A 21,722-nucleotide genomic window follows, 5' to 3' on the forward strand; every position below is an offset into this window, starting at 1 on the left:
CTTAATCATTTTGCGGGGCTAAACGTTTTTTACCGGCGTTAAAAAACTTATTTACGACTGCATGGATGCAGAAGGTAGAGCAATGCAGGAGCTATTGCCGAGAACAACTAAATAGCGAATTTATTGCCTAGCTATCAACACGTTTTTTCAGCCTCAAAATAGATCACTTAATTAAGCGAATTGGTTTAAAAAGGCCTTTACGGCCTTTTTTTGTCTTTTTATTATGAACACCATAAGTTAAAAACCAGCATGAAAAAACTGATCATTGCGCGCGAAAATGTAGACGATTCTTACCTGCCAAGCGATCTGCACCCTGTTATTAAGCAAATTTATGCCACGCGTAACGTGCAAAATGCACACGAGCTAAATAATAGTGCAGCCACGCTAATCGACTTTAAACTGTTTAAAGACATCGATAAAGCCACCGAGCTATTAATTGATGCGCTGAATGCGCAAAGCCGCATTTTAATTGTTGGCGACTTCGATGCCGATGGCGCAACCAGTACAGCCACCTTAATGCAAGGCTTGGCAATGTTTGGTTTTAATAACTTAGACTACCTTGTACCGGACAGGTTTAGCTTAGGCTATGGTTTAAGCCCAGCGCTTGCTGAGCAAATTGTTGATATAAAACCAGAGCTGGTTATTACGGTAGATAACGGTATTTCATGTATTGCAGGCATAGACATACTAAAAAAAGTGGGCATTAAAGTACTGGTTACTGATCACCACTTGCAAGGGGAGCAGCTCCCTAATGCCGATGCAATTGTTAACCCAAACCGTCATGATTGCCGTTTTCCTTCAAAATCAATTGCGGGTGTCGGCGTTGCCTTTTACTTGCTTATAGCTCTTAGAAGCACGTTACGAGAGCAAGGTTATTTTGAACGCCATGCTATGCCAAATTTGGCCGACTTGCTTGATATAGTTGCCCTAGGCACCGTGGCCGATGTAGTCGCGCTTGATGCAAATAACCGCACTTTAGTACATCAAGGGTTAGCGCGTATTCGCAGCGGTAAAACACGCCCAGGTATTACTGCGCTTATTGAAGTGGCTAATCGTAATGCAGCGCGTTTAAGCGCCAGTGACTTTGGTTTTTCGTTGGCCCCGCGTTTAAACGCAGCAGGGCGACTAGATGACATGAGTTTGGGCATAGCGTGCTTATTAAGTACCGATATAAACCAAGCAAGGCGCATTGCCAGCGAGTTAGATAGCTTAAACCATGCACGGCGCGAAATAGAGCAGGGCATGCAAGCCGAGGCGCAAGCTGTGCTTGATAGGCTCGCGTTTAGTGACGACAACATTCCCGATGCCATTTGTTTATACCAAGAAGATTGGCACCAAGGTGTTATTGGTATTTTGGCGGGTCGCTTAAAAGAAAAATACCACCGCCCAACCGTTATTTTTGCCGGTGGCGAAAACGGTGAAATAAAAGGCTCGTGCCGCTCTATTGAAGGGCTACACATGCGCGATTTACTCGAAGGGCTAAATACCGCCGACCCGCACTTAATTAATAAATTTGGCGGCCATGCCATGGCGGCAGGGCTAAGTATTGATGAGCAAAATTTTAATGACTTTAAAAACGCGTTTGATGCTGCTGTAAGCGCGCAGTTAAGCGAAGAGAGTAAACGCTGCATTGTATTTACCGATGGCGAGCTGCCAAACGAGTGCTTTACAATGGACTTTGCTCAGCTATTAAAGCAATCAGGCCCATGGGGGCAGCAATTTCCTGAGCCGGTATTTGAGCACACCTTTGAAGTTATTCAGCAGCGTATAGTAGGCGAAAAACACTTAAAACTGGTGCTTAAACATCAATCTGGGCGCTTAGTTGACGCCATTGCATTTGGAATAGATGTAAAAGCATGGCCCGACACCGAGGCCCGTTATGTCAAAGTGGCTTATCAGCTCGACATAAACGAATTTAGAGGCAAGTTTAGCCTGCAATTAATTGTTCGCGAGCTTGAAAAAGTGCATTAAAAAATATGCACAATGCATGCATAAAAGGCTAATAAAGCGCGCGGTTTTTTGTTAAAATCGGGCGTTTTTATCATTTGACGATAATTTATTGCGTTTAGTGCTAATTTTAGCGCGCAATAATCTAGCCATTTTGGAGTAATGTACATGTTTGAAGTGAATCCTGTGATTAATCAAATCAAGGAAATTCGCGAACGTACTGAACTGCTTCGGGGGTACCTTTGACTACGCTCACAAACAAGAGCGCCTAGAAGAAGTAAACGCCGAACTTGAAGATTCAGCCGTATGGAATGAACCTGAGCGCGCACAAGCACTTGGCCGTGAAAAATCAGCCTTAGAAGCCGTTGTTGAAACAATCGACAACTTAGTAGCAGGTGCTGACGACGTAGAAGGTTTATTAGAGCTTGCAGTAGAAGCCGAAGACGAAGACACGTTTGTTGAAGCGCAAACTGAACTTGAAGGCTTAAATAAACAGCTTGAGGGTTTAGAGTTTCGCCGTATGTTTTCGGGCTCTCACGATGCAAACGATGCTTACCTTGATTTACAGTCTGGGTCTGGCGGTACTGAAGCACAAGACTGGTGTAACATGTTATTACGCATGTATTTACGCTGGGGCGAAGCGAAAGGCTTTAAAGTTGAGCTAGTAGAAGCAACCGATGGCGATGTAGCCGGTATTAAAGGTGCAACAGTGCGCTTTGTAGGCGAATACGCATATGGTTGGCTGCGCACAGAAACAGGCGTACACCGTTTAGTACGTAAAAGCCCATTTGATTCAAGTGGTCGTCGTCATACCTCGTTTGCCTCTGCGTTTGTTTACCCAGAAGTAGATGACAATATTGAAATTGATATTAATCCGGCTGACTTACGTATAGACGTTTACCGTGCATCGGGCGCGGGTGGTCAGCACGTTAATACCACCGAATCGGCAGTACGTATTACTCACGTACCTACCAACACGGTTGTTCAGTGTCAAAACGAGCGTTCTCAACACAAAAATAAAGCCCAAGCAATGAAGCAGTTAAAAGCAAAATTATTTGAGCTTGAACTTCAGCAGCAAAATGCTGAAAAGCAATCGCAAGAAGACGCAAAGTCGGATATTGGCTGGGGAAGTCAAATTCGTTCTTACGTACTTGATGATGCACGTATTAAAGATTTACGAACTGGCGTTGAAAACCGTAATACGCAATCGGTACTTGACGGCAACCTAGACAAATTTATTGAAGCCAGCCTAAAATCTGGCCTATAACCACCAAGCTAAAAAAGAGCTAAAAAATGACTGATCAAATCCAAGACGAAAATAAGTTAATCGCTGAGCGTCGCGGCAAATTAGACGCTATTCGCGAAAATTGCCCAGCCAACGGTCATCCTAATCAGTTCCGTCGTGAACATTACACGGCTGATTTACAGGCTGAGTTTGGTGATAAAAGTAAAGAAGAATTAGTAGAGCTTAAGCACGTTGTATCAATTGCTGGCCGTATTTTAGCTAAGCGTGGTCCTTTTATGGCCATTCAAGACATGAAAGGCCGTGTACAAGCTTACGCATCTAAAGATGTGCAAAAAGACTTAAAAGCAAAATATGGCCAACTAGATATTGGCGATATTATTGGTGTTAAAGGTGCGCTTAATAAATCAGGTAAAGGCGATTTATACGTAGAAATGACCGAGTACGAACTACTTACTAAGTCACTACGCCCATTACCAGAGAAGTTTCATGGTTTATCAGATCAAGAAACCAAGTACCGTCAACGTTATGTTGATTTAATTACTAACGAAGCAACGCGCGAAACATTCCGCATTCGCTCACAAGTAGTTGAAGGTATTCGTCGCTTTTTAGCAGAGCGCGACTTTATGGAAGTAGAAACGCCAATGCTACAGGTTATTCCTGGCGGTGCGTCTGCGCGTCCATTTGTGACTCACCATAACGCACTTGATATAGACATGTACTTACGTATAGCACCTGAGCTTTACCTTAAGCGTTTAGTAGTAGGTGGTTTTGACCGCGTATTTGAAATTAACCGTAACTTCCGTAACGAAGGGTTATCAACGCGCCACAACCCAGAATTCACTATGATTGAATTTTACCAAGCCTACGCTGATTACATCGATCTGATGAACATTACCGAAGACATGCTACGTACAGTTGCAACTAACGTTTTAGGTAGCCCAATTGTAGTTAATACCACTAAAGATGAAAACGGCGAAGTTATCGACTCAGTAGAGTACGACTTTGGCCAACCGTTTGAGCGCCTAAGCATGGCTGATGCTATCTTAAAATATAACCCTGAGTTTGATGCTGCGGTATTTAATGACCCAGAAAACCACTTTGAAGAACTAAAAGCGTACGCTAAACAAGTGCACGTTAAAATTCCTGAAAATTGTGTATGGGGCCCTGGTAAGTTTTTATGTGAAATATTTGAAGAGACGGCTGAGCACATGCTTATCCAACCTACATTTATTACAGGCTACCCGTGGGAAGTATCGCCACTTGCGCGCCGTAACGACGAAAACCCATTTGTTACCGACCGCTTTGAGTTTTTTGTTGGCGGACGTGAGCTTGCAAATGGCTTCTCGGAGCTTAACGATGCACAAGATCAAGCAGAGCGCTTTACTCGCCAAGTTGAAGAAAAAGACGCCGGTGATGATGAAGCAATGCATTACGATGAAGACTACATACGCGCACTAGAGTACGGCTTACCGCCTACTGCCGGTGAAGGTATTGGTATTGACCGCTTAGTAATGTTATTTACTGATTCACCAACCATTAAAGATGTTATTTTGTTCCCGCATATGCGCCCACAAGCTGACTAAGCTTTAACAAAATAAATGCGATAAACGCCGCTAAATTTTAGCGGCGTTTTTGTGTGAGTATAAAAATAAGCGCCAATGCAGAAAAAGTTGGAGAGTAAATTGCTTTATAAAAACAGACGAAAGAGAGGATAAGATTGTTCGCTTTTTAATTAATTAGTACTAAACTAAATTTTAAAGCTAGTTATTAGTACTTATTAATAGTTAATTCAGATTGGGTTATTTAATGTAGCCTTGTTTTAAATAACCTTAATAACGGTGCTATAACGTAATTTTATGACTGTTTTTTAAACATTATGTTGTATTTATGTAAAAAACTTAGCTAAAATACGCCAAAATTTTGAGCTGGGTTAAAATAGCACTCTAAATATGAATTCTCAAATGGACTTAGAATATAATATGAAAGACAACCGAGTTGAAGAATCGCCAGAAACTGACACCACAGAGCAAAAGCGACAAGCTTATTACCGAGCCTGTATTGCTGAATTTCAGCAATTAGGTTACCAAGAGCAATATTTAGCGCAGCTCAAAGATGATTTAGTGCCTTTAATGGGCGTTAATCCACAAGACAAAAATATTTAAATCGTTTACTTTTCAAACCAATTATACAATTAAAGCTGACTTATGTGCGTTCTGTAACCAGATAGTCATTTTTGGCATAAAAGTGTTTGACATATTTTCTGAAATCTTTATTATACGCCCCACAAGACGGAGAGGTGTCCGAGTGGCCGAAGGAGCTCCCCTGCTAAGGGAGTATAGAGTTTGTAGCTCTATCGAGGGTTCGAATCCCTCCTTCTCCACCATTTCTTTTAATGGCAGTCTTGTAAAGTAAAGATTGGGCGCATAGCTCAGCTGGATAGAGTACCTGGCTACGAACCAGGCGGTCGGAGGTTCGAATCCTCCTGCGCCCACCACTCTTTACACACTCTGCTTAGAGTATAAATAAGTTAAAGTGTTTGGTTTAAAACCAAATCGGTCGGAGGTTCATTCTTACAAGATACGTCCTGCTTCCAGCACTTTTTACACACTCTGCTTAGAGTATAAATAAGCAAACAGTAAAAGTGGGCGCATAGCTCAGCTGGATAGAGTACCTGGCTACGAACCAGGCGGTCGGAGGTTCGAATCCTCCTGCGCCCACCACTTTTACAACACTCTGCTTAGAGTATAAACAAGTAGAAAGTGTTGGCTAAAGCCAAGCAGTCGGAGGTTCACTCTTAAAAGTTACGTCCTACGCCCACCACTTTTACACACTCTAACTTAGAGTATAAACAAGTAACTAATGAAAGTGGGCGCATAGCTCAGCTGGATAGAGTACCTGGCTACGAACCAGGCGGTCGGAGGTTCGAATCCTCCTGCGCCCACCACTTTCATAAATAAGCCGACAAAAGTCGGTTTTTTTGTGTCTGAAATAACATATAAGTTAAGCGCATATTTTACGATGTATACTTATATTTATTGTTTCAGAAACTCCGCTTAGAGTATAAATAAGAAAAAATGAAAGTGGGCGCATAGCTCAGCTGGATAGAGTACCTGGCTACGAACCAGGCGGTCGGAGGTTCGAATCCTCCTGCGCCCACCACTTTCATAGACTCTGCTTAGAGTATAAATAAGTAAAGTGTTGGCTTTAAGCCAAGCGGTCGGAGGTTCACTCTTAGAAGATACGTCCTGCGCCCACCACTTTCATACATATGCCGACATTAAGTCGGTTTTTTTGTGTCTGAAATTTGAGAAAGCTTTCAGCTATCAGGTATTAGTAAAATCCAATTTTACATAGTGCCAAATCTTCTATTCAGTCACTTCTCTAAAAGCGCAGCGCCTCTTAACCTCTTTGTGAATAATTTGTTTTAAGAAACATTACAAAGAGAAGTGAAAGAGGAATAAATGAGAAGCTCAAAACCAACATTAGTATTTAACCCATTTACGAGCTATGCTCGTCGCGCTAGCAAGCTTAGCGCCTACGGGAAAACTTTAAACCCTGAGTTTAATTGTCGTGGACGTAGAGCGTGATCACGTTAGAAGCGCAGCTTCTAGTTACTTATGTACAGCTCAAAACCATTCACTGCTCTTTAACTTAAGCTGTGGTATTTTAAACACCTTGTTTAAAAGGAACTTGCTGTATGTTTAAAGCTGTATTCATCACCTTTGTTTTACTATTTATTATCACTATTTTTAATGTGGGCGCGCACGCTCACACAGCTCAAATAACGCCAATTGTTGGCGCTGCTCAATACAAACATTATTTGCCGCAGCTACAAAATAAGCGTGTTGGGCTTGTGGTAAATCAAACATCGCTTGTTGAAAATACTCATTTAGTAGATGCCTTACTCACTAAAAATATAACCATAACCAAAATTTTTGCACCTGAGCATGGCTTTAGAGGCGATCACGACGCTGGAGCCCATGTTAAAAATGCGGTTGATAGTAAAACCGGTATCCCGCTTATTTCTATTTATGGCAAAAACAAAAAACCAAGCGCCGAAGCTCTTAGCAATGTAGATGTTATTATTTTTGATATACAAGATGTGGGCGTGCGCTTTTATACCTACATAAGCTCTATGCATTACATGATGGAAGCCGCAGCCGAGCAAGGTATTGAGTTTATTGTGCTTGATAGGCCAAACCCCAATATTGCCTACGTTGATGGGCCAATACTTGAGCGCCAATTTAAATCGTTTGTAGGTATGCACCCAATACCCGTGCTGCACGGCATGACGGTAGGCGAGCTTGCAAAAATGATCAAAGGCGAAAGCTGGATCAATAAAGCGGCTGATTTAAAGCTTACTGTGATCCCAGTTGATCATTACACGCGCTCAACATCCTACAATTTACCTGTAAAACCCAGCCCTAATTTACCGAACGATCAATCAATTGCGCTGTATCCGTCGCTTTGCTTTTTTGAGGCAACCCCTGTAAGTATTGGCAGAGGCACCGACTTTGCGTTTCAAGTAATTGGCTACTCGCCCGTTGCGCTTGGGGATTTTAGTTTTACACCGCGCTCTATTAAAGGGGCGGCAGCAAACCCTAAATTTAAAAATACTCCTGTAAAAGGGCTCGATCTACGCACAGCAAACACGCGTGGGCTTGATTTAAGTTATTTAATTACGGCTTATAATAAATTATCTAAAAACAATATTACCTTTTTTGAACGCGCTGATTTTATGGATAAATTGGCTGGTACCAACAAACTACGGTTAGCTATTGAAGCAGGGCAATCAGAGCGGCAAATAAAACAAAGTTGGCAGCAAGGGCTTGCAGCATTTAAAAAGCAACGAGCGCCGTATTTGCTGTACAAGTAAGGGGTGCAAATGGCTTTAGTAATAAATAAAAAATTAAGCAGCTGTTTTAAAACGGCTTTACTGGCGCTTGTTAGTGTTACTCTTGTAGCGTGCAGTACGGCAAATAAGCCAAATGAGTTTACAGCAAGTGAGCTTAAGCAAAGCAAATTAGTAACGCTTCCAAACGCCCAAGTTATTGTCACTTTTCCTGAGGCTAACCCAAGTAGCCGTGAGTACGTAAATAACCGTGGCACATTCAAAGCGTATAAAGGGCGAGGGCAGTTATTAATTCAAAATAATAACGCGATAAGCGCCGATATTTTTATAAATAACCAAAAGCTTAATATTACCAACCAATTAGCCGCTAATACTTTATATGAGTATTCGCTAGCAAGGCGCACCCACAACGGGGTAAATACGTTTAAGGTTGAAAATATTAAACCTAAAGGCGCAAGCCTTACCTTGCGCTTTGAGTTTCCGACCTTAAATACCGCTGCGCAAAGTAATATAGACTTTAGCCAGGTCGATGCCCTTATTGAAAAAGACATACAAGCTGGTTTTCCTGGGGCAGTATTAGCCGTTATTAAAAGTGGCGAACTCATAAAGCTTAGCGCCTATGGCGATGCCAAACAGTACCAACAAAGTGATTTAATGCTACTACGCCCAGAGCCAATGCAAACACATACTCTTTTTGATTTAGCCTCTAACACCAAAATATTTGCCACTAATTTTGCCCTTATGAAACTTGTAAGTGAAGGGCTTTTAAATATAAATAACTCCGTACAAAGTTACTTACCCGAATACAAAGGTGATGGCCGCGAGCTGCGCACAGTTAAAAATTTACTTACGCATACAGCGGGGTACCCGCCTGTGTTTGATTTTCATCGTAAAGAAACTAAAAATGGCGATGCGTATTTTTCGCAAAATAGCCAAACCACAAAGCAGCTGTTACTTACGCAAGTGCCGCTGAGTAATAAATACCCCGCACAAGCCGTTTACTCCGATATTGATTACATGATTTTAGGCGTGATAGTTGAGCGAATAACCGGGCAACCACTTGATGACTACCTAGAGCAACACATTTACGCCCCACTTAAACTGACCAATACGGTATTTAACCCACTTAAAAAGGGCTTTAAACGCGCTGAATTTGCAGCAACCGAGCTTAGCGGCAATACCCGTGATGGCCGTATTGCCTTTGAAAATATTCGTACCAATGTTTTGCAAGGCGAAGTGCACGACGAGCGAGCATTTTATTCGTTTAATGGCGTAGCAGGGCATGCCGGTTTATTTAGTAATGCACCCGATTTAGCTGTGCTTTGCCAAGTACTATTAAACCAAGGTGGTTTTGGCAATACCCAGTTATTTAGCGCATCAACCTTAGCGCAGTTTGTAACGCCACAATTAAACAACGAAACCTATGGCCTAGGCTTTAGGCTTGCAGGTAACAACCAAGCCAGGCGTTGGCATTTTGGCCCTTACGCAAGCGCACAAGCGTATGGGCACACTGGCTGGACGGGCACAGTAACGGTTATTGATCCAACCTACGATTTAGCCATTATTTTATTGACCAATGCGCGGCACACAAAAATAAAAGGCGGGCAAAAACACTACCGGTTTTTGGGCAAACAATACGAGACCGCGCAATATGGCTCGGTGGTATCGCTTATTTACGAAGCACTACTAAATCAATAAATTATCGTTTAGGCTAAAACGGCCTAAGTGCAGTGCCTTAAGTGATTTATTTGCAGGTGACTTAACTAAGCCAATCCATTAAGCTAAGCGGTTTACAAATTCAGGCCTCATTTTTAAAACGGCCTGTAAAATAAGCGTTTCAACGTGAATAAAGCGAACGCACTTCGCTATTAATAAAGGTTAATTTATGTCTTGGTATTCTATATTACCGCCGCTAATTGCTATCGCTATCGTATTTTGGCGAAAAGAAGTAATAATGGCACTTTTGGTGGCCGTTGCTTCGTCAGAATTATTACTCGCTATACAAGGCGAGGGTAATACCTTATTTGCTACATTTTTAAATACCATTGAGCGCATAATATCGGTAGCAAGCTCGCCGGGTAACACTCGCATTTTAATATTCAGTATTATGATTGGTGCCTTGCTTGCCTACATACGCGAATCAGGCGGCGTAGCAGCCACCGTTAATATGCTTATGAATAAAGGCATTGCAAAAAGTAAGCGCCAAGTTGGCTTTTTAACCATGTTTACCGGCATCGCGGTATTTATAGAGTCAAACCTCAGCGTATTAACCTCAGGTATTGTATCGCGCGGCTTGTTCGACAAATTTAAAATGAGCCGAGCGCGCCTTGCTTATATTATTGATAGTACCAGTGCACCGGTGTGTATTTTAATATTACTTAACGGCTGGGGCGCATTTGTACTGGGTTTACTTGGCAATTACGAGCTAAGCGAATCGGCAGTTTCTATTTTATGGGGCAGCGTAGGGTACAACTTTTACGCCATTATCACGCTAGTCATTGTGTTTTACACTATCGCGTTTGATAAAGTACATGGCCCAATGAAAGAAGCCGAGCAAAAGCTAGAGCTGCAAAAAACCGATCTAAAAGAAGAAGTAAAAGGCTCTAAAGCGCGTTACATGCTCGTGCCATTACTTACCCTAATTGTGAGCATGGTAGGCTTTATGTTTTACACCGGCAACGGCGTACTTGCAGAAGGCAGCGGCTCTAAATCGGTTTTATACGCAACGGTATTAGCCATTGTGGTTGCATATGTTTTAATGATTAGCTCGCGCCAATTTACTCACCATCAATTAGTCGATACCGGCTTTAAAGGCATGGGCGAGTTATTACCGCTGGTGAGCATTGTATTGCTTTCACTTACACTGGGCGCCAGCTTAAAAGAGCTAGGCACGGGCGTATTTGTTGCATCGCTAGTGGGCGATTACCTACCTATTTACTTAATTGTACCAGTGCTGTTTTTAACCGGCGCGGTTATGTCGTTTACTACAGGTACTTCGTGGGGCACATTTGCCATACTTATTCCTATTGGTGTACCGCTTATTCAAGCGCTCGGTTTGCCACCTTCACTGGTGGTAGGCGCTATTTTAGGCGGCGGTATATTTGGCGATCACTGCTCCCCTATATCCGACACCAGCGCCGTATCGGCACTCGCCTCGGGGTGTGACTTACTCACCCACGTTAAAACGCAGCTACCGTATGCGTTATTTGGCGGCGCACTGACGTTTATAGCGTACTTAGTAACAAGCATAATAGTGTTATAAAATTTGCTCGTTTAAATACTCAAAAGCCTGCTTAATCGCAGGCTTTTTTGTTTTAAATATGCAGTTAAGTACCCGTATTTATATTTTTTAGGTTATTGTATGGCATGAGCTTTAAGCTTTTTAATAGCTATAAATTCTTACTTTTTAACTTATACAAGGCTGTAAACCCACACTATGTTTGTAATAGATAATATCATTCTTGTTAGTGCCATTTTAATTTTACTAGGGGTTATCTCGAGCAAGCTATCTGCGCGCGTTGGCTTACCCGTGCTAGTACTATTTTTACTGGTGGGCATGCTGGCAGGTGAAGACGGTATTGCCGGCATATCATTCGATAACGCAGAGGCGGCGCATGCTCTGGGCACGTTAGCACTGGCTATTATTCTATTTGATGGTGGGCTACAAACGCCAACCAGCTCTATTAAACAAGTGTGGAAACCTGCTTCGGCTTTAGCAACGGTTGGGGTGCTATTAACAGCTGTAATTACCGGCCTTGTCGCCACTTATATTTTAGACTTACCTGTATTACAAGGCGTTTTGCTGGGCGCTATTGTGGGCTCTACAGATGCCGCAGCCGTATTTGCACTTTTACGAAGCGCCGGTATTCACCTAAATAAAAAGCTTAAATCAACCCTTGAAATAGAAAGTGCCTCGAACGACCCAATGGCTATTTTTTTAACGGTTGGTTTGCTCGAAATGCTAGTGAACGACATGCCAATAGGGCTGGGTTTACTGCAGTTATTTGCCCAGCAAATGGGCGTAGGCGCCGTTTGTGGGTTTTTAATTGGTAAGGTGTCGGTGTGGTTTATTAATCGAATAAAATTAAATGCATCAGGTTTGTATTTAGTAATGGTAACCGCATTTGGGCTGCTTTCTTTTGGCCTTTCTGCAACGCTTGGCGGCAGTGGCTTTTTAGCTGTATTTATAACAGGCGTTATTTTAGGTAACAGTAAATTTGTATATAAACGCGGCATTTTTCTTTTTCACGATGGTTTAGCGTGGCTTGGGCAAATAACCATGTTTGTTGTGTTAGGGCTTTTAATTAACCCCTCGTCTTTGGTTGATGTATGGCTAGAAGGGTTGTTAATTGCACTGGCACTTATTTTTGTTGCTCGCCCACTAGCGGTAGCGCCAATTTTAAAATTATTTGGCTTTAATAATCGCGAAACTTTATTTGTATCTTGGGTGGGGCTAAGAGGCTCAGTGCCGATTATTTTAGCTATATTCCCACTGTTGTTTGGCCTTTCAGGGGCGGAGCTTATTTTTAATGTGGTTTTTTTCGTGGTGTTAATCTCGGCCACGTTGCAAGGCTCAACTATGCCTTGGATGGCTAAAAAGTTAAGTTTAATAGAGCCGCCACCCGATTTAGCAGCTGCAACGCTCGAAATTACCGCCCTAAATGATATTGATATAGAAATTGTAGAGTACACGTTAAGTGATGTTTCTCGCGTTTCTGGGCGCAGTTTGTCTCATGCTGCACTGCCAGAAAGTGTAGTTGTAGCCATGATCACACGAGGGCCATCAATCATACCGCCACGCGGCTCTACTAAATTAAAACCAAACGATCATTTATTTGTTGTTTTAAAACCTGCTAACAGACCTTTTGTTGATTTAGTTTTTACAGCAACCGATAAAACAAACCACCAAGACAGCCACTTAGCGCGTAACGAACTTAAAGTGAAAGGGGTTACGCTAGTAGGCGATATATTTTACTCATATCACATGAAAATAGACGCGCCAGAGGGCATAAGCTTGGAAGAAGTGATCAACCAAAAGCTCTCAGGCGAAATCAGTAAAGGCTCAATTGTGGTTATTGGTAATGTTCAACTACGCGTTATAACAATGGTACATACACGTATAGTGACCATCGGCTTAAAATACTTACACAATCCAGAACAACGACTTTTAAAGCAATAGCCATTACCAATGATTTATAAGATATTAGCGAAGTAGGTTGGGTTGAGTGACACGAAACCCAACGTATCACCAATGCAATGAGCGCACTAAAGTTAGTTATATGTAGTGTTTGTTGTAGGCGTACAGCTTGCTGGCGCGTCGGGCATTAGCTCGGAGAACTCAGCGGCGATCGTTTTATATCGCACTATGAAAAAAGACTACTTAAAAGGAATTAAATGAAAGAATTTAATTGGAGTGAAGCAACTAAGCCACCATTAGAGGAATATTTTCCTGCAGATAAATTAGATAGAGCTCGCTACGCCACTTTCTTATCAAGGCTATTGGCTCAAGAAGGTTATGACGAAAGTAGGCCTGATGATGAGCAAAAGAAAAACTATGTATTAAATCTCAATGCTGAATGGGGGGCAGGTAAAACCTATTTTCTTAAGCGTTGGTCACGAGAATTAATAGTAGATTTTCCTGTTGTATATATTGATGCATGGCAGCAAGACTATTCAGACGACCCATTTTTAACTGTAATTGCAGGTATCATCAAGCAGCTTCAACGTCAGGCTAAGTTTAATATAACTATTCCTAAGAGTGCAGTTTCTATGTTTAAGGCCGTTGCACCTGCTATTGCACAAGGCTTAACTAAAAAAATATCAGGCATAGATTTAGATGAGTTACACACATTACTATTCTCTGATGAAGAAATTGAAGATGATCAAAAGCAAAATTCTAACAAGTTAACTGGCAGCGACTTTTCGCCCGCAGTAAAGGCGCTTGCACAAAACTTAATTAAAGATCATGAAGCTAAAAACAAAAGTATTGAAGTAATAAAATCTAAGTTAGCTGATTGGGTCTGTAAGTTTGAAGAGCAGGAAGGTAAAACGTTACCCATATTTATTTTTATTGATGAATTAGACCGTTGTCGCCCAAGTTATGCAGTAGAAATGCTTGAGACAATTAAACATATTTTTGATGTAAAAGGTATCGTGTTTGTTGTGGCTACGGATAGCGAGCAGCTACAACATACAATAAAATCAATATACGGTGAAGGGTTTGACGCTAAGGTTTATTTAGGCCGTTTTTTTAATAGTCGTTACAGTTTAAAGCGTCCTGTTTTAAAAGACTTTTTATCAGTACATAGCGATACAACTAAATTTGAAACTGCGTATTTAGAAAGTAAAAAAATTGAGCTGCTCCCTCGTACCAAAACGTCCGAAACCACTTTAGCTAATATCTCAGTTGTATTAGATGCCTTTCAGGTATCAGCAAGAACAGCTATTCAAATTACTGAACGTATTACAGCCATTATTATTAATTTACCAAGTGGCAAAAAAGTAGATGTTCTTGTGCTCGCTATTTTGTTTTGTATCCATGAAAAAGACCACCCACTTTATGAGGAGATAATAAATGGTAGGTTCAAAAGAACAGAACGAGGTGATGAAAATAAGATCATAGATATTAGCCTAGCTGACTTCTTACAAAAGGATATATCAAAAGAGTATTTATCAGCCGAGATAATCTATTTTATTGAGCCACAGAGATATATAAGTACATTTTATAATGACAATTTTGGTCCAAAAGAAAATAGCTATTCCACGGGGAATTATCCTATTTCACTATCAAAATTTATTAAGAATATTTTTTTTCGTGTTTTTGTCTCAGAATTAAACCCTTATGATGTTTGGATTCCTGATAGCGATGACGGTTTAACTGAGTTGCAAAACGCAGAAAAGAACCTAGCTCATCATTCAATACGAATTTCTCCAGAAGTTACTTTATTATGGCTTAACTATATCTATATCAAAGATGAATACAACAAAATTACCAAAGAGCAATATCGTGATTTTATAGAGCTTTCCTCACCATTAGATTATATGGGCGATAGTTAACTACCTCTGTGCAGCGCGAAGCGCCTCTGTGTTCTCGGTGGTAATATATATCTAAATTACCACTACCACCAACCTTAACTGAGCTAAACCACCTAAGCCCCACACTGCCTAACTCCAACTCCCGCATGTTTAAGCGCTACAATCTGCCCTTTACCGTTATGCGCCATAGCGAGCATATCGCCCGTATTTAGACCACTTTCTACCGCATGTTTACCCTTTAAATCACTGAGCAGTGACTGCTTAATTTGCACCAGTACCTCGTCATTACAGCTGGCTATGAACCAGTCGTTATCTACCTTTACGAGCGTGCCGTATTCTATGTGGCGTTGTTGGTGTAAGCGCAAGCTATTAGCGTGTTGAGTATCGAGTGCGTGTTTTTGCTCGGTAATGGCGCTTGTGTAACTGCCCGATGGGGTTATTTCGTGGGTTTTAATAATTGAGTAGTCGTGAATGTCTATAGTTTTAAATGAGCTGTTAAGCACCGTTTTAGGTGCGTGGTTAATGCCCTCGTTACTATCAAACACAATAAATGCGAATACGCCCAGTGCGCAGGCAAGGCTGGTTAACTGTAGCGTAAAACTAAGCCTTGAGGGCTTTTTATGGCTGGCATTATTAAGTAACGCTTTTTGTTGGGAAGCGCTGAGTGTAGTGCGTGCTTTTCGCTCTTTGTAGTGTTGAGTGAGCTTTTGATCAAACTGCTCATCAGGCTTGTTCATTGTTTGCTCCTAATAAACGTTTAAGGTTTTGCTTGGCATAGCGCAGCCTTGTTTTTACGCTCTCATGGTTGCTTTGCGTTATAAGCTCTATGTCGGCAAGGCTAAAGCCTTCTTGTTGTAAGGTAATGGCTTCGCGCTGTACAAAGCTCAGTTGCTTGAGTGCGCTATCGAACGCTTGGTAATTTATATTGCTAATACTATTGTTATTACCTTGCTCATTTTGCTGCGCGGGTAGGTGGGTGTTTTCGTCAAGCTCTACAAAGCGCTGCTGTTTGCGGTATTCGTCTACTAATGTGTTGCGCGCGAGTTTAAATAACCACGCTTTTGGCGTGGTTTGCGCTTGGTAAAGGTGGCGTTTTTCGATTACTTTTAGCCAGGTTTGTTGGCTTACGTCGTATGCTAAATGCGTATTAGATTGCGTCACTAGGTAGTGATATAAATCGTTACTGTATAGGGAAATAAGCTGCTCTAAGTAGCGGTTGTCGCCACTTTTTGCGTAACTTGCCATGCAATCCTTGCTTGGCGTTTCAAATAACCATGACTTAATACTGAGTAGCATAGGCGTTTAGTCCGTTAAATAGAGTTATCTAATTTAAAATCGAGCTGTACGGTTTGATCTGTTTGTAATTGTGCCACACCTTCTATTACTTTGGGGCGATATTTCCAGCGTTTTATGGCTCTTATTGCTTCGCGGTCAAAGGTGCGTTTGGGCTCGGCGTTTATTACCACTGGGTTTATTACTTCGCCGGTGGGCGAAATACTAAAGCTCAGTTGTACCCAGCCTTCTATGCCATTGCGCGCAGCAGATGTTGGGTATTTTGGATTTATGCGCACTATGGGGGTTGCATCGCCTGTTGGGCGGTTAATCGTGCTATTTATATCATCTCCAAAATCATCAATAGTGATTGGTGTTAATTCGTTAATCGCTATTACAGGGTCGTTTGAGGTATCTATTGGTGGCGCTTTAGGCGGCGTTTTTGGCACAGGCGGTGGTGGCTGTATTTTTTGTATATGCCTTACTTGTGAATCCTCTGGTGCCTGAAAAATCTCTACAATAATATCGTCGCCGAGTTTTATAGGTGCGCGCTGCTCGCCACTAATTAAGTATTGCATAAATGCAAAGGCGACAAAGGTCATTACTGCGCCGCCAATAACGGCGGTTGATGTTTTAATAAATGCTGAATTATTGGGTACTTCAAGTGTGTGCATAAGCCGCTCCGAGTAAACTTATTGGGTTGTTTAAAAGCTATAACGGGGGGCAAATCAAAAAGGGGTTAAATAATTTTATAAAAATTGCGGGGTTTAGTTACAATAGCGTTCGCTATATTTTTACTTATTAATTTTTTAGGCTGTTATGCAACTCATACAAATAGATAAAGCACGTTACCGCAAACATTTAAATAGGGTAATTGCTGGGTGTGCGGCGGGTTTAGCTGTTGGCAGCTTGGCTATATCGCAAACGTTAATTGCGTTGTTTCCTGATGAAAGCGGGAGCCATTTTCATTGGAATTTAACCGGTGTTGTTATAACAAGTTTGGCCATTGGCTGGCTGTTAAATAAATACCGTACCCATAGTTTTATGACCGAAGTGGTATATGTGTGGGAGCTTAAACAAGCGCTTAATAAAATAACCCGCAAAATGCCAAAGCTAAAAGCGGCAGGGCGCGAGGGTAATGCCGATGCATTATTAGCGATTCATTATAGTTATGCGGGCTCACGGCTTTTATGGCAGCTTGACGATAACACCATTACTATGGACGAGTTAGCTATAAAACAAGCGGAGCTTGATAGTGTGGCGGCCAAGTATAACCTGACTTTAAATGCCGATGACTATAACGAGGCTATATTAAAACAGTTTTAAAGCCAAGGTGGTTAAATTAGTTAAAGGAGCCTTAATGAAAAAAGTACTGATAATGTGTTTAGGTAATATTTGCCGCTCGCCCACAGCAGAGGCGGTGTTAAAAGCGCGAGCTAAAAAATTAGGTGTTGAGGTTAAGGTAGACTCGGCAGGGACTATTGGCTACCACGAAGGTAAAACGCCAGATAGCCGCTCAATGGCTGCAGGCGAAAAACGCGGTTATAGCTTTAAAGGTATATTTTCGCGCCCAGTTCGCAGCAGCGATTTTACTGAGTTTGATTTAATTTTAGCGGCCGACACACAAAACTTAGCTGACTTAAAAGCGCAATGCCCCACCCATTTACATTACAAGCTGGCATTGTTTTTAGAATACGGCGAGCAAAGCCAAAGCGCCATACCCGACCCATACTACGGCGGCGATGATGGCTTTGAAAATGTGCTCGATTTAATTGAAGCCGCAAGCGATAAAATACTCGCAAAGCTTTGAGTAAAACTACCTGAACAAAAAAACGCTAGTTAATACCTTGCGTGTTATCTGGCTATTTTAAAGTCGAGTTGTACTTGCGTACTTGCAACAACGGGTTGGCCGTCTTCAAATTTTGGTGCATAACGCCACTTTTTAAGTGCTGTAAGTGCCGACCTTTCAAACTCTTTACCCCCTTGTGAGCTAACTACCTCTGGGTTTTTAACAAAGCCTGCGGTATCTACGTCAAATTCAACAACGACAATACCATCTCGCATTTGGCGTGCTTTGTTTTGTGGGTACTCAGGGTTTTTGCGGTATATAGGTGTTTGCTCTTGTGTTTTTTTCCACGGCACCATTTTAGCAATTGCTAAACAATGCTTAGTGGCTTGTTCGCTTTGGCCTGTTTTTTCGTAAAGGTTAACAAGCTTTGAGTGCGCAGTAAGCTCAGCGCTGTGATCAAAGCTTAAGTTGTTATCAAATACCGATACAACATGGTTTAGTCGTTCAATGGCTTCATTGTATTTTTTCTTACCTTGAGCAAACGACGCCATTAAAAAGTCGGCTTTAATGCGCTCTACGGTATTGTCGTCTAGGTTATTACGGTAGTAGTCATCGGCTTGGTTAAGCAGCGTTTTAGCTTTATGGTACTTTTTATGAGCAAATTTTTTGGCTAACAGCGAGGCTGCTTCAAACTGCATGTCGGCAACAAATTTAGGGTTGTTTTGTGTTTTAGCTATTTCAATTATACGGTCGTAATCGTTATCGGCTTGATAGGCCGAGCTGGTGTTTTCAGCCTTGCCTATTAGGGCATCGATTGTTTCTATTGCATTTTTACCGTGGTTATTTGCCAGTATTGTATAGGCTTGCGAGTAAAGTTCGAAGCGTTGCTCTGATACATTTTTTTTGTCGTTGATAGAGCGCGGCGCTGTAATTGCTTTGGCGTAATTAATAGCAAGGCTTGCGGTGTTATTACTTTTATCACCATAAAGCGCAAAGCCTGTCGTATAGGCATGTTTAGCCGCTTGCTCTATGTTTTCGTCTTTTTTAACAGCCGTTAAATAACGTTGGTATGCATCAGAAAAGGCGGCTTTATCATCGCTTACTTGGCTTGCATTGGCCTGGCTTGCAAAAGCTGTAAAGGTTAATCCGATAACTAAGGCGAGGCGTTGTGCTTTCATAATAATCCCTATTAGTGTTCAATCTAGAAACAAAATACCACAAGTGATAATGGTTTTCATTATCTTTTGTGTAGGCGCTTGCTTATAAAACTAACTAATTACCTAACTACCAATGTGCACTAAGCTGTAACTAATTTTCGTCATTAAACTGTGCTAAAAGTGCCTGCTGAGGTAACTAGGTAACACCGTTTTAGCTTTTTATAGGTGCGGTGTATTAACTTAATGTATAAGCAGCGTGGTAAAAGTAATAAAATTAAAATAGCAAATGCGTTCAAGTTTGTCATTGTTTTGGGGAAATAGCCCTAGGTAGTGGGAGTTTATTGCATATTAAGATTGAAAATAGGCTGTGTAATCGCCATATATTTGCCATAAACCTAGTGTACTACGATCTAACTTTAAACATTTGTGATATTATCACCTTATGGTGTCGTAGTTATTTAATTATTTGGATTTGTCGTGGCGCAAGTAAGAGCAAGAGCCCAGCTTAATGTTGGCAAAAATAGTGATATTCCCGCAGAAATAGTGTCTTTTAGTGGCTTAAAAGACGGCCAAGAACACGTTGCGTTTGTATTTAACAATGCTGATGTAAATCAAAATGTGCCGCTTATTCGCATGCACTCTGAGTGTTTAACCGGTGATGTGTTTCATTCATCGCGCTGCGATTGTGGCGAGCAGTTAAATGAGTGTATTGAAATGATGCACGAGCAAGGCGGGGTGTTATTGTATTTACGCCAAGAGGGCCGAGGTATTGGTTTATATAATAAAATTGATGCTTACGTGCTGCAATCTCAAGGTATGAACACTTACGAGGCTAATAACCACTTAGGCTTTGCTGACGACTTGCGTGATTTTTCAGACGCGGTATTAATGCTCAACGCACTTAATTTAAGCCACGTTAAATTAATGACCAATAACCCTAAAAAGCTTAATGCATTAAAAGATGCCGGCATTGAAGTAGACACCGTTATTGGTACCCATGCGCATATTAAAGCAGGCCTTACAGGTAACAAAGCTTACCTAGAAACCAAAATAAAACACGGCGCACATATGTTAGATATTAAAAAAATTAAAAAACCTTAACTATTTAATCATGTAGTGTCTGTTAATCCCCCCTCACGCCAAGTTATACTTGGCGTGTTTTGTTTAATTTAAGAGCCAGTATGTCTAACGAATTACGAATTTTTAAAGCCGATGCCGGGCTAAAGTGGTTTAAAGCCGGTTGGCATATTTTTAAAACCCAGCCATTTACCTTTGTAGTTATGCACTTATTAATAGGCATAGTGGGCATACTGTCGTTATTTTTACCTTTGCTGCAAGTTGTTGCGGCACTTGCTACGCCTTTTTTAACCGCTGGTTTTTACCAAGCGGTACTGAGCAAGCAGCAGGGCGGTAAAATTATGCTGGCCGACATACTCAAACCCTTTAGCGCAAAAGGTAACCGTTTAGGACTACTACGTTTAGCGCTTTACCAAATGGGGGCGGGTATTTTAATGGCCTTATTAGCTAATGGCCTATTTGCCGATGCGGTGGCTATTATGAGCCAAGAGGGTCTTGATCCTAACATTGCGCTTGAGCAAACCTTAAATAGTATTTCGGGCGCCAGTGTGGTGCTATTTTTAGTGGCAATGGCGGTGTATTTAATGGCGTTTGCTTACGCGGTACCGCTTATTTATTTTAGTAAAGAAAAACGCATTTTAACGGCGCTTAAAAATTCGCTATTGGTTTTTTATCATAACCTGTTTGCATTGAGTGTTTTTGGCATTATTTGTGTGTTATTTATGGCGCTTTCTATGTTCTTATCGTTCTTACCGCTGTTGATTTTAATGCCAATTTGCTACATTAGTTTCTTTGTATCTTATCAGGCTATTTTTATGCCAGTTGTACCGCCAAGTGACGATAGTAATGTTAAACCACTTAGCAGTGAACAAAGCGGGCGCTTTGACGCTTAATGGATGATAAGTTAAAACAAAAGCTTAAAAACTATGTACTGTGGTTACTTGGGCGCCAAGAGTATTCGCGCCGCGAGTTAACCCTTAAGCTTCAGCAAAAAGAAGCCAGCGACGAGTTTATAGAAACCCTGCTTAATTGGTGCGAAGAGCACAATTTTATTAACGAGCAACGCTATTGCGAAGGGTTTGTCAGAAAACACATTTTTAAAGGCCATGGCTTAAAGCGCATTCAAAGCGAAGCCATAGGCAAAGGGATTGACCGTTCACTACTTGAAAGAGTGGTTGAAGAGCTTGAAATAGACTGGTTTGAGCTTGCGCAGGAAGCGTACAACAAAAAGTATTCAACTACACCGGCCAACCTCGAGTACAAAGATAAAGCTAAGCGCGTGCGCTACTTAATGTACCGAGGATTTAGCTACGAACAAATTGATTTTGCAATGCAAGCACAGTAAAT

The 21,722-nt window shown here is 41.5% G+C and carries 18 protein-coding genes and 5 tRNA genes; 19 read left to right on the top strand and 4 right to left on the bottom strand.

Annotation, left to right across the window (positions count from 1 at the left end; translation table 11 throughout):
- Positions 1 to 249: 249 nt before the first annotated feature.
- The 14 genes from recJ (at position 250) to EJ103_RS03040 (ending at position 15,101) form a co-directional block, all read left to right on the top strand.
- Positions 250 to 1,971 carry a single-stranded-DNA-specific exonuclease RecJ gene (gene recJ, locus EJ103_RS02975; RefSeq protein WP_054983767.1) on the top strand — a complete coding sequence of 574 codons (1,722 nt, stop codon included), beginning with the start codon at positions 250 to 252 and terminating at the stop codon, positions 1,969 to 1,971.
- A gap of 144 nt (positions 1,972 to 2,115) precedes the next feature.
- Positions 2,116 to 3,214 (top strand): peptide chain release factor 2 gene (prfB, locus tag EJ103_RS02980; RefSeq protein ID WP_096041210.1). Its coding sequence is split into 2 segments (ribosomal slippage): positions 2,116 to 2,190 and positions 2,192 to 3,214, totalling 1,098 coding nucleotides; the frame shifts between segments, so codons are not numbered across the junction.
- A gap of 26 nt (positions 3,215 to 3,240) precedes the next feature.
- On the top strand, positions 3,241 to 4,776 hold the full coding sequence (lysS, locus tag EJ103_RS02985) for a lysine--tRNA ligase (protein WP_004588007.1): 1,536 nt from the start codon (positions 3,241 to 3,243) through the stop codon (positions 4,774 to 4,776).
- A gap of 396 nt (positions 4,777 to 5,172) precedes the next feature.
- The gene (locus EJ103_RS02990) at positions 5,173 to 5,355 is read left to right on the top strand and encodes a hypothetical protein (protein WP_024031585.1); all 183 of its coding nucleotides are present in this window, start codon (positions 5,173 to 5,175) and stop codon (positions 5,353 to 5,355) included.
- A gap of 128 nt (positions 5,356 to 5,483) precedes the next feature.
- Positions 5,484 to 5,576, top strand: a tRNA-Ser gene (locus EJ103_RS02995).
- 34 nt (positions 5,577 to 5,610) lie between these two features.
- A tRNA-Arg gene (locus tag EJ103_RS03000) sits at positions 5,611 to 5,687 on the top strand.
- Positions 5,688 to 5,836: 149 nt separating this feature from the next.
- A tRNA-Arg gene (locus EJ103_RS03005) sits at positions 5,837 to 5,913 on the top strand.
- Between the two features lie 147 nt (positions 5,914 to 6,060).
- A tRNA-Arg gene (locus tag EJ103_RS03010) sits at positions 6,061 to 6,137 on the top strand.
- A 138-nt stretch (positions 6,138 to 6,275) separates the two neighbouring features.
- A tRNA-Arg gene (locus tag EJ103_RS03015) sits at positions 6,276 to 6,352 on the top strand.
- Between the two features lie 538 nt (positions 6,353 to 6,890).
- Positions 6,891 to 8,069, top strand: coding sequence for a DUF1343 domain-containing protein (locus tag EJ103_RS03020; protein ID WP_126005973.1), 1,179 nt, complete (start codon positions 6,891 to 6,893; stop codon positions 8,067 to 8,069).
- 9 nt (positions 8,070 to 8,078) lie between these two features.
- Positions 8,079 to 9,743: a penicillin binding protein PBP4B gene (pbp4b, locus tag EJ103_RS03025; RefSeq protein WP_126005975.1), complete on the top strand. Its 1,665-nt coding sequence runs from the start codon at positions 8,079 to 8,081 to the stop codon at positions 9,741 to 9,743.
- 187 nt (positions 9,744 to 9,930) lie between these two features.
- On the top strand, positions 9,931 to 11,307 hold the full coding sequence (locus tag EJ103_RS03030) for a Na+/H+ antiporter NhaC family protein (protein WP_126005977.1): 1,377 nt from the start codon (positions 9,931 to 9,933) through the stop codon (positions 11,305 to 11,307).
- A 174-nt stretch (positions 11,308 to 11,481) separates the two neighbouring features.
- Positions 11,482 to 13,224 (top strand): potassium/proton antiporter, encoded by a 1,743-nt coding sequence (locus EJ103_RS03035; RefSeq protein ID WP_126005979.1) that lies wholly within the window; start codon positions 11,482 to 11,484, stop codon positions 13,222 to 13,224.
- Between the two features lie 215 nt (positions 13,225 to 13,439).
- Entirely contained in the window at positions 13,440 to 15,101 is a 1,662-nt protein-coding gene (locus EJ103_RS03040) for a P-loop NTPase fold protein (RefSeq protein ID WP_126005981.1), read from the top strand.
- 92 nt (positions 15,102 to 15,193) lie between these two features.
- Here EJ103_RS03040 and EJ103_RS03045 read toward each other — a convergent pair whose 3' ends face one another.
- From EJ103_RS03045 to EJ103_RS03055, 3 genes are read right to left on the bottom strand one after another with little or no spacing between them, the layout of a single operon-like run.
- Complete coding sequence (locus EJ103_RS03045) at positions 15,194 to 15,817, bottom strand: hypothetical protein (protein ID WP_126005983.1); 624 nt, start codon at positions 15,815 to 15,817, stop codon at positions 15,194 to 15,196.
- A complete protein-coding gene (locus EJ103_RS03050) occupies positions 15,804 to 16,376 on the bottom strand; it encodes a sigma-70 family RNA polymerase sigma factor (protein ID WP_126005985.1) in 573 nt (190 codons plus the stop codon). Before EJ103_RS03050 ends, EJ103_RS03045 begins: the two co-directional genes overlap by 14 nt.
- 14 nt (positions 16,377 to 16,390) lie before the next feature.
- A complete protein-coding gene (locus EJ103_RS03055) occupies positions 16,391 to 17,026 on the bottom strand; it encodes an energy transducer TonB (RefSeq protein WP_126005987.1) in 636 nt (211 codons plus the stop codon).
- A 145-nt stretch (positions 17,027 to 17,171) separates the two neighbouring features.
- Here EJ103_RS03055 and EJ103_RS03060 point away from each other — a divergent pair, with 145 nt between their 5' ends.
- Positions 17,172 to 17,678: a DUF3087 domain-containing protein gene (locus tag EJ103_RS03060; RefSeq protein ID WP_004587507.1), complete on the top strand. Its 507-nt coding sequence runs from the start codon at positions 17,172 to 17,174 to the stop codon at positions 17,676 to 17,678.
- Between the two features lie 34 nt (positions 17,679 to 17,712).
- Positions 17,713 to 18,162, top strand: coding sequence for a low molecular weight protein-tyrosine-phosphatase (locus EJ103_RS03065; RefSeq protein ID WP_126005989.1), 450 nt, complete (start codon positions 17,713 to 17,715; stop codon positions 18,160 to 18,162).
- Positions 18,163 to 18,206: 44 nt separating this feature from the next.
- On the opposite strand, the gene EJ103_RS03070 is transcribed toward EJ103_RS03065, so the two are convergent.
- On the bottom strand, positions 18,207 to 19,319 hold the full coding sequence (locus EJ103_RS03070; protein WP_126005991.1) for an energy transducer TonB: 1,113 nt from the start codon (positions 19,317 to 19,319) through the stop codon (positions 18,207 to 18,209).
- Positions 19,320 to 19,775: 456 nt separating this feature from the next.
- Here EJ103_RS03070 and ribA point away from each other — a divergent pair, with 456 nt between their 5' ends.
- From ribA to EJ103_RS03085, 3 genes are all read left to right on the top strand, one after another.
- A complete protein-coding gene (gene ribA, locus EJ103_RS03075; RefSeq protein ID WP_024031598.1) occupies positions 19,776 to 20,399 on the top strand; it encodes a GTP cyclohydrolase II in 624 nt (207 codons plus the stop codon).
- An 80-nt stretch (positions 20,400 to 20,479) separates the two neighbouring features.
- Positions 20,480 to 21,268: a BPSS1780 family membrane protein gene (locus tag EJ103_RS03080; RefSeq protein WP_004587511.1), complete on the top strand. Its 789-nt coding sequence runs from the start codon at positions 20,480 to 20,482 to the stop codon at positions 21,266 to 21,268.
- On the top strand, positions 21,268 to 21,720 hold the full coding sequence (locus EJ103_RS03085; protein WP_126005993.1) for a regulatory protein RecX: 453 nt from the start codon (positions 21,268 to 21,270) through the stop codon (positions 21,718 to 21,720). Before EJ103_RS03080 ends, EJ103_RS03085 begins: the two co-directional genes overlap by 1 nt.
- Positions 21,721 to 21,722: the final 2 nt, after the last annotated feature.

This window comes from Pseudoalteromonas sp. Xi13 (genome assembly GCF_003952205.1).
In the GTDB taxonomy this organism is placed as follows: domain Bacteria; phylum Pseudomonadota; class Gammaproteobacteria; order Enterobacterales; family Alteromonadaceae; genus Pseudoalteromonas; species Pseudoalteromonas atlantica.